This is a genomic window from Candidatus Hydrogenedentota bacterium (assembly GCA_012523015.1).
Lineage (GTDB): Bacteria > Hydrogenedentota > Hydrogenedentia > Hydrogenedentales > CAITNO01 > JAAYBJ01.
In genome coordinates, this window is record JAAYJI010000319.1 from 1 (window position 1) to 2,367 (window position 2,367).

At 48.9% G+C, this 2,367-nt stretch carries 2 protein-coding genes; both read right to left on the bottom strand.

Annotated elements, in window-relative coordinates; genetic code table 11:
* Positions 1 to 345 (bottom strand): undecaprenyldiphospho-muramoylpentapeptide beta-N-acetylglucosaminyltransferase (locus GX117_14015; GenBank protein ID NLO34446.1); only part of this gene is annotated, 345 nt, incomplete at its 3' end.
* A 13-nt stretch (positions 346 to 358) separates the two neighbouring features.
* Complete coding sequence (locus GX117_14020; protein NLO34447.1) at positions 359 to 2,050, bottom strand: FHA domain-containing protein; 1,692 nt, start codon at positions 2,048 to 2,050, stop codon at positions 359 to 361.
* Between the last annotated feature and the right edge of the window lie 317 nt (positions 2,051 to 2,367).

Below are 2,367 nucleotides of genomic sequence, written 5' to 3' on the forward strand. Positions count from 1 at the left end.
ACCCATGCGCTGTGCCATCCACAAAGTGGGCAGACTCACATAACCGCCCAGACCAAAGACCGCCTGGGGCTGAAAGACTTTAAGATAAAACCAAGCCCGTAAAATGGAATAGCTGAGTTTCATGCCCGTCCAAAGCATGCGCGGTGATTTTTTCCGTGTCCATCCTTCTATCGGTAAGCTTCGAAATGGTACGCCATTTGTTTGCGCGGCTTTCTCTTCCATACCGCCGCGCTTACCAATCCACTGCAGCAGCAATTGCGGGTCTCTGCGTCGCAGCTCTTCAATAACAGCGAGGCCGGGGGAGGTGTGTCCGCCCGTACCGCCGCCGGTAATCATAATTCGCAAAGTTAGAAACTCCTTAAGCGGGTTGCCCCTTCGGTTCTGTTGGTTCGACACGCAAACCAGTCACTTCGTAGGCGTATACGGTACGTTGTTTTCCTTTTAAAATCAAGGTACCTAAAGATTGGGTTTTCACACGGTCACTCACGGCCTTCCATGTTTCCTGACCTATGACCACTTTTCCGGGATCGGCCATTTCACAAAAACGTTTTGCCGTGTTCACATGATCGCCGACCACCGTGTAATCCATATGCCGCGGTGAGCCTATAAAACCGGCGACTACTTCGCCGGAATCAATACCGATCCCAATCTCAAAGCAAGGGCGTCTTTCTGCTTCTCGTTTGAGATTCAATTCTCTATTCTTTTGTTGCATTTCAAGGGCCGTACAAACAGCGCGCCACGCATCATCACTGCAGGGCACGGGCGCGCCGAATATAGCCATAAATTCGTCGCCCATATATTTATCCAGTGTACCTGAATGGGCGAAGAGTACCTCTGTCATGGCCGTGAAATGTTCGTTGAGCAGCATAACAAGGCTTTGCGGATCCAGTTCTTCCGCGATTTTTGAGCTTCCTCGTATATCACAAAACAAGGTGGTTGCCCGTGTTTTTTTGCTGCCCAACGACAAGGCTTCCGCTTCAGTCATAATTTTATCTACAAGGGGGCTAGGCAGAAAACGCGCCAAACTGATCCGTTTCTTTTCTGATTCTATTACCCGATTGTGAAGCCGTACATTGTCAATGGCGAGGGCTGCCTGGGCGGCAAGGGAAGAGAAGAGTTCTAGATCGTCAGTCGTGAAAAGGCCTTGTCTTGAATCGGTGTCTACATAGATTGAACCCAGTAATTTTTGATTGGTTCTCAAAGGGACGCCCATGGCGCTCGTAATCGTTTCTTGATCGGAGCCCCGTTGCTTTTCGATATCTCCCACCTTGCTCACGTCAGCGATCAAGACGGGGGTTCCATCAATGGCCGCGCGGCCGGCAATGCCCATGCTCAAAGAATTCGCTGTCAGTTCTTTATCAATATGACGGGTTGCAGCGGCTTGCAGATTACCGTTTTTTTCATGTTGTAATAAAACAAAACCCCGTTTCGCTCGGAGTGCATCCATGATAATGGTCAGCGTTTCTGTTAATCGGGTTTTCAGATCAAAATCTGATGCCATGACCATGCTCGCCTTGTGCAACGCTTCAAGGCGTCGGTACGCTCTGCTGATGCGCACCAACTCAGCGGGTTCCGCTTTTAGATTCGCCTGACTTTCCGTGGTTGATGGCACAACTGGGGCAGAGGCTTTGCCGCCTATCAGCGTTATATGTTTGCTGATACGATCCATTTCTTGGCGAATTGTGTTGATCGATGTTTCAAGGTCGCTGCGGTCTTTTTCCTCCTCCACTTCGGAAGCTGCATTGATCGATCCGTAACGGGTGTCATTGCGGTATTGGAGAATACATTTGCTGCCGAGCCGAATTTCGTCCAGATGCTTCAGAAACTGTTCTTTTATTCGTTGACGATTTACATAGGTTCCGTTGAGGCTGTTTAAGTCCATGATCATGGTGCGCGTGCCTGACCGCCAGATGCGCGCATGATAACGGGAGACTTCCTCAGCCGCCAATACCACATCATTATCTTCAGCACGCCCCAGACGCAGCGGTTTTTCCGCCAAGGGAATGGTCATGGCGGCTTCGCCGGGCTGTTCGATGATGAGTTGCGGCATATACTTTAATTCCTCTCTAAAACCTCGCTACACCTCGGTGTTTCGGTGTAGTGTATTTTCTGACCCGTACATCCATCATAAAACAGCCTATAAATGCCATTCAACTTACGCAGGTTCAAACTCGAATTGCAACCCCTTCCTGAAAAAAGACTTCGGCCGGAGTTCTGTAATTAAGTGTTTTCCTAGGTCTATTATTTAAATCTTGAACAGCCCTTTGTAACTGCTCTTCAGAAATTGTATCAAAACGAGTCTTTTGGGGAAAGTATTGTCTTAAAAGCCCATTCGTATTTTCGTTCCTAGCGCGATCGTTTGAGCAG